A 6,057-nucleotide genomic window follows, 5' to 3' on the forward strand; every position below is an offset into this window, starting at 1 on the left:
GGAAACCACCGATGGCCAGATCGCCATCGGCGCGCGGGATGTGACCCGGATGGACCCGGCCGAACGCGGTGTGGCGATGGTGTTCCAGACCTATGCGCTCTACCCCCATATGACCGTTGAGGAAAACATGGGCTTCGGGCTGCGCATGAACGGCCACCCGAAGGCCGAGATCAAGGCCAAGGTGGCAGAGGCAAGCCGCGTCCTCAAGCTGGACGAGTATCTGAAACGCAAGCCCAAGGCGCTGTCCGGCGGGCAGCGGCAGCGGGTGGCCATCGGGCGGGCCATCGTGCGGGGGCCGGAAGTGTTCCTGTTCGACGAGCCTTTGTCGAATCTCGATGCAGAATTGCGGGTAGAGATGCGCGTGGAAATCGCCCGGCTGCATAACGAGATCGGCGCGACGATGATCTATGTCACCCATGACCAGGTCGAGGCGATGACGCTGGCCGACAAGATCGTGGTGCTGCGCGGCGGCGTGATCGAGCAGGCGGGCAAGCCGCTGGACCTGTATAACGACCCCGACAACCAGTTCGTTGCGGGCTTCATCGGCAGCCCGGCGATGAACTTCTTTTCGGGTCGCGTGGCGGGCGGCAAGGTGCGGGTGCCGGGGCTTGGGGTGATGGAACTCGATGCGCCGGGATCGGCCAGCGACGGGCCGATCACGGTCGGCGTGCGCCCGCAGATGCTGCGGCTGGCGGACGGGGACTCACACACCGTCGATCTGTCGGAACAACTGGGTGGCGTGGCCTATCACTACCTGGTCGCGGGCGACGACACCCGCATCACGGTCGAGGCCCATGACCAGAGCGCGCCGAAGCCCGGCAGCAAGGTGGGCCTGAGCGTGACCGACGGTGCCGCGCTGTTCTTTGACGCGGATAGCGGGGCGCGGTTGCGATAGCGGATTTCCGTTCAGGCACCCGCCCTGCGCGAAACGGATCGGGGGAAAGGAACGCCACCCGGCGGGTGGCGATCCTCTCCTGAGGCGGTCAGTCTTCTTCGGGGATGTTCAGCAATGCCTTGGCCCCCTGTCCCAGCTCGATGCTGGCGAAGGGCCCGCCATGGCACATCTGCCCCACATCCTGCGGATCGTGCGGGCCGGCCTCGGCCAGAATCCGATCCGCGAATTGTTCCGCGTTGTCCTTTGGCCGGTAGCCCAGGAACGACGCCTTGGAATTGTCCACCGGGCAGCGGTCATTCGCGGACACGCCGTAGATGATGGAGAAGCCGGTCACCGGCGTGTCGATGGCCCGTTCCACCAGATGCACGAGGTCGCCATCCGACAGCCAGCTGCCCAAGGCCCGCGCATTGCCGACCGGCGCACAGGACAGGATGCGCATGCAGACGGCCTCCAGCCCGCGCTTTTCCCAGTACATGCGGCCCAGATCCTCGGCGAAGCATTTGGCAAGGCCGTAGAACGTGTCGGGCCGGTGCGGGGCATCCAGCCCGATGCATTCGTTCTTGGGATACATGCCGACCGCATGGATCGACGAGGCGTAGACGACGCGTTTCAAACCGTTCTGATGGGCCGCTTCCCAGATATTGTAGGCGCCGATGAAGTTCGGGCCGAGCAACTCCTCGAACGGGGCCTCATCGACGATGGAGCCGAAATGAACCACGATGTCGGCCCCCTCCAGCAGCGCCATGATGGCCGCCTTGTCGGCCAGATCGGCGCGGATATAGGTCTCGTTCGCGCGCAGGTTCTTGACGCTTTCGACGATGTCGGAGCTGACAAGCGTATCGCACAGCTGCGACAGCGGCCCGCGCAAGATGGTGCCAAGCCGACCGGCGGCGCCAGTGAGGACGATTTTCTTCATTCTGGTCTCCTGCAATGTCAGATGACCGCGGCTTCAACCATCGCTTCGCCCGCTGCCACGCGGGCGTAGCTGAAGGGCGTCAGGTCAAGGCTGCGGTATTCGTTATGTGTGATCCATTCGGCAAGCCCCCGTCCCATGGCGGGCGACTGTTGCAGCCCGTGGCCGGAAAACCCGTTCATGAACAGGAAATTCTCCACCTCGGGATGCGGGCCGAGAACGGCGTTCTGGTCGAGCGTGTTATAGGCGTAATGGCCGGTCCATTCGTTGACGATCCGAATCGCTTCAAACTGCGGGATGCGGGTGGCGAGAACCGGCCAGACATGGTTTTCCCACAACCCGTGATCCATGCTGAAGTCGGACGGGTCGGCCGCCGGGTCCGGGTCGCCCTTGCTGCCCGCGAGATAGGTCATTGGCCCGTCCTGCCGCACATGCACGCCCGAAGGGTCGATTGTCAGCGGCAATTCCCGGTCAAGCGGCGTTTCGGCGGTGAAGATCCACGTGTAGCGCTTGCGGGGTTCCACCGGCAGATTCAGCCCTGCCATTTCCGCCACCTGCGCGGCGCGGGGACCGGCAGCGTTCACCACCTGCCCGCAGGCGATGGTGTCACCACTGGCCAGCGTCACGCTGTCGATGCGGCTGCCTGCGCGGGTCATGGCAGTCACTTCACCCTGCACATACTCCACCCCGCGTGCTTGCGCCTTGCGGCGGAACCACTCGAACAGAGTGCCACCGTCCCAATAGCCTTCGTCCTTGGTGTTGATGCTGCCCAGAACGATCCCGTCGAGGTCATAGAATGGATAGGCGGCAGCGATCTGATCGCGCGTCAGCAGGCGGGTTTCGGCGCCTGCCGCCAGTTGCACCTTCTGGTTGGCGCGCAACACATCGGCGAAGGCCTCGGTATCGGCGAGGTAGAGGTAGCCATAATCCTGAACCGACAGGTTCGGCACCCGTTCATCCCCGCCCATATTCGCCCGCAGGTTCTTGATGAAATCCGCCGTGAACTGAGAGATGCGGACGTTCAGCTCGGTCGAAAATTGCTGCCGGATGCAGGAGTTGGTATGCGCGGTGGAACACCACAGATAGCTCGGGTCGCGTTCCACAACGAGCACCGAACCGTTGAAATCCGCGCTCTCCGTCAGCCACCAGGCCAGCGACGAGCCCATGATCGCGCCGCCGATGATGACCACGTCATAGCTGTTGCGCGAGGGCGCTTGGGAAAATCCCTTTGGCAGCATCAGAAGATGTCTCCGCGTTTGGCGCGGGCCAGCGTGTCGTCGATGGTGGCCCGGTCGATGGTGTAGTGCTCTGCCGCAGCCTCGGGCGAAATGAAGCCGTGGGCAAGGTCTCTCAGCACATCTTCGCGGGGGCGCTGGCCCGGATCGCCATAGCCCGCGCCGCCGGGAAAGCCCATCTGCACCACGCGGCCATGGGGGACGAACTGCTTGCCCTTGCCCTTCATCGGCGTGCCATCGTCCTGACCGATCGTCGTCGGGCCACCTTCCGCTCCGCCGCGTCTGCCGCGAGCCGGGTGGTTCACCCGGTCGAACATGGCGGAGAAGTCGAATTCGTGCCCTTCGCGCGCGCCCACGTCCATGAACTGCCCCAGACCACCGCGATACTTGCCCGCACCGCCGCTGTCTGGCCGCAACTCCTTGCGCCAGATGATCGCCGGGCCGACCTGCTCGGTGGCCTCGACCGGCATGGTCATGACGCCCGAGGGGAAAGCGGTGGCGCTCATCCCGTCCAGGCCAGGCCGCGCGCCGGAGCCGCCGGAGTTGAAGATCAGCACTTCGGCCCGGCGGGCATGGGCGGGCGCGGGGGCGTCGCTGCGGGGGCGCAGGCTGATCTGGAAGTTGCACAGGCACCCTGCGCCCTCGGCGGGCACCGTGTCGGGCAAGAGCTTGTCGAGCGCATCATAGACCGTGTCGGGCACCATGTGGCCGATCACATGGCGCAGCGCCACCGGCGCGGGGTGCGGGGCGTTCACGATGCTGCCTTCGGGCGCGGTGATCTCGAACGGCGCGAGGCTTGCCGCATTGTTCGGGATCTCGGGCGCGATGGCGCATTTCAGCGCATAGCAGGCATAGGCCTTGGTGTAGACGAGCGGCACGTTGATGCCCTTCTTGTCCACGCCGCTTGTTCCGGCCCAGTCACACAGGATGCGGTCCCTTTCGATGCTAAGGCTCACGCAGAGGTCAATCGGCTTCGCATAACCGTCGATCCGCATGTGGCCGTCCGCCGTCCCCGGCGTCAGCGCATTGATCCGGTCTAGCGTGGCCTGACGGGAATTGGTCAGGATGAACTCGGAAATGCCATTGAGGTCGGCCAGCCCGAATTCCGTCATCATGTCCGACAGACGGCGATGCCCGATCTCGTTACAGGTGGCCAGCGCATAGAGATCGCCCACCAGCTGATCGGGTTCGCGCACATTGCCCCGGATCATGGCCAGCAGCGTGCGGTCGACCTCACCCCTGTCGGCAAAGCGCATGATCGGGATGTAGAGCCCTTCCTCATAGACGGAATTCGCATCCGCCCCGAAGCCGCGCCCGCCGACATCGGTCACATGCGCGGTGCAGGCGAAGAAACCGATCAGCCGGTCCTTGTGGAAGGAGGGCGTCACAACGGTAATGTCATGCAGGTGGCCGGTGCCCTCCCACGGGTCGTTGGTGATGTAGACATCGCCCTCGGCCATGGTGTCACGCCCGATGCGGCGGATGAAATGGCCCACGGAATCGGCCATGGCGTTGACGTGACCGGGCGTACCGGTGACGGCCTGGGCCAGCATCTGCCCCTTGTCGTTATAGACCCCGGCGGACAGATCCCCCGCCTCGCGCACGGAGGTGGAAAACGCGGTACGCACGAGCGCCTGTGCCTGTTCCTCGACCACGGAAATCAGGCGCGTCCACATGACCTGGTAGGCGACTTTGCTGAGCTCAGTCATGGCGGGGCTCCTTCACGCGGATATCGATGCAGCCATCGGGCTGCGCCAAGGCAAGGCGGCTGGTGGGCAGGACGATGGTGGTTTCGTCCTCGGTGATCACGGCAGGGCCCTGAACGGTGGCCCCGGTGGGCAGGTCGGCGCGCGGGTGGATATCGGCACTTGTCCGCTGACCGAGCGCCGGGTCGAACAGGTCGCGCAGGCCCTGCGGGGCGGGGACGCTGGCTTCGCCAGCGGATCCTATGGGCGTGACCGGCGGCGTGGGCGTGTAGGCATTCACCGACCAGACGGTGATCTCGGCCTCCATCCCGTCGACGGAGCGGCCGAAGAGGCGGGTGTAGTCCTGCTCGAACCGTTTGAGGAAGCTGTCCGCGTCGGGGCTGGCAGCATCCTCTGATGTCAGCGGCACGGGGATTTCCCAGCCCTGGCCTGCGTAACGCATGTAGATCTTGTAGTCGGTCAGTATCTCGGCCTCTGCATCGCAGGAGCGTACGAAACTGCGCGCCTCCTCCTCCATCTCTGCGAAGAGCGCACGGACGCGGGCCGGGTCGAAACCCGACATCTTGGTGAAGACCGAGCGGTTCGCCTCGAAGCTGAACGGTGCGCGCAAGAAGCCGATGGCGGAACCGACACCTGCGCCGACGGGCACCAGACAGCGGTCGATGCCCAGTTTTTCGCAGAGCCTTGCGGCGTGCAGGGGTGCCGCGCCGCCAAAGGCGATCATGGTGTAGGTGGACAGGTCTTCGCCGTTTTCCACGGCATGAACGCGGGCGGCGTTGGCCATGTTTTCATCCACCACCTCGGCGAGGCCAAAGGCGGCTTCGGTCGCGTCCATATCCAGCCGGTCGGCGAGGTGGGTGGTCAGCGCCGCTTGTGAGTTTTCAGGGTAAAGCGGGATGGAGCCCCCGGCGAAATGGGCCGGATCAAGCTTGCCCAGCACAAGGTCCGCATCCGTCACGGCGGGCCTGTCGCCCCCACGCCCGTAGCAGGCCGGGCCGGGTTCGGAGCCCGCGCTTTCCGGCCCCACGCGGATCTGGTTCAGCGCATCCACATGGGCGAGCGACCCGCCCCCGGCCCCGATTTCCACCATGTCGATCACCGGGATCGAAATCGGCATGCCGGAGCCTTTCTTGAACCGGTAACTGCGCGCCACTTCGAACACGCGGGCGGTCTTGGGTGTCTGGGCCTTGATCAGGCAGATCTTGGCCGTGGTGCCGCCCATGTCGAAGCTCAGCACCTTGTCCAGCCCATGCCGCGCGGCGATGTCGGCGGCGAAAACCGCGCCCCCGGCGGGGCCGGATTCCACCA

5 protein-coding genes are annotated in these 6,057 nt (G+C 65.2%); 1 reads left to right on the plus strand and 4 read right to left on the minus strand.

The genetic code is table 11. The features are described 5' to 3' along the window. A partial coding sequence (locus BKY26_RS15350) for an ABC transporter ATP-binding protein (protein WP_071691271.1) occupies positions 1–895 on the plus strand: 895 nt, incomplete at its 5' end. A gap of 88 nt (positions 896–983) precedes the next feature. Here the strand turns inward: BKY26_RS15350 and BKY26_RS15355 are convergent. The 4 genes from BKY26_RS15355 to BKY26_RS15370 all read right to left on the minus strand — a co-directional run. Continuing rightward, positions 984–1,811, minus strand: a complete 828-nt coding sequence (locus BKY26_RS15355) for an NAD-dependent epimerase/dehydratase family protein (RefSeq protein ID WP_071691272.1) — start codon at positions 1,809–1,811, stop codon at positions 984–986. Positions 1,812–1,828: 17 nt separating this feature from the next. Further along, positions 1,829–3,046, minus strand: a complete 1,218-nt coding sequence (locus BKY26_RS15360; RefSeq protein ID WP_071691273.1) for an NAD(P)/FAD-dependent oxidoreductase — start codon at positions 3,044–3,046, stop codon at positions 1,829–1,831. After that, the gene (locus BKY26_RS15365) at positions 3,046–4,752 is read right to left on the minus strand and encodes a hydantoinase B/oxoprolinase family protein (RefSeq protein ID WP_071691274.1); all 1,707 of its coding nucleotides are present in this window, start codon (positions 4,750–4,752) and stop codon (positions 3,046–3,048) included. Before BKY26_RS15365 ends, BKY26_RS15360 begins: the two co-directional genes overlap by 1 nt. Continuing rightward, positions 4,745–6,057: hydantoinase/oxoprolinase family protein (locus BKY26_RS15370; RefSeq protein ID WP_131541894.1), on the minus strand; the 1,313-nt coding region annotated here is incomplete at its 5' end. The genes BKY26_RS15365 and BKY26_RS15370, both read right to left, overlap by 8 nt.

The organism is Nioella sediminis, assembly GCF_001879695.1.
Lineage (GTDB): Bacteria > Pseudomonadota > Alphaproteobacteria > Rhodobacterales > Rhodobacteraceae > Nioella > Nioella sediminis.

Coding starts and splice junctions, on each gene's coding strand:
- BKY26_RS15355 (WP_071691272.1), bottom strand. CDS start 1,811: ATGAAGAAAATCGTCCTCACTGGCGCCGCCGGTCGGCTTGGCACCATC.
- BKY26_RS15360 (WP_071691273.1), bottom strand. CDS start 3,046: ATGCTGCCAAAGGGATTTTCCCAAGCGCCCTCGCGCAACAGCTATGAC.
- BKY26_RS15365 (WP_071691274.1), bottom strand. CDS start 4,752: ATGACTGAGCTCAGCAAAGTCGCCTACCAGGTCATGTGGACGCGCCTG.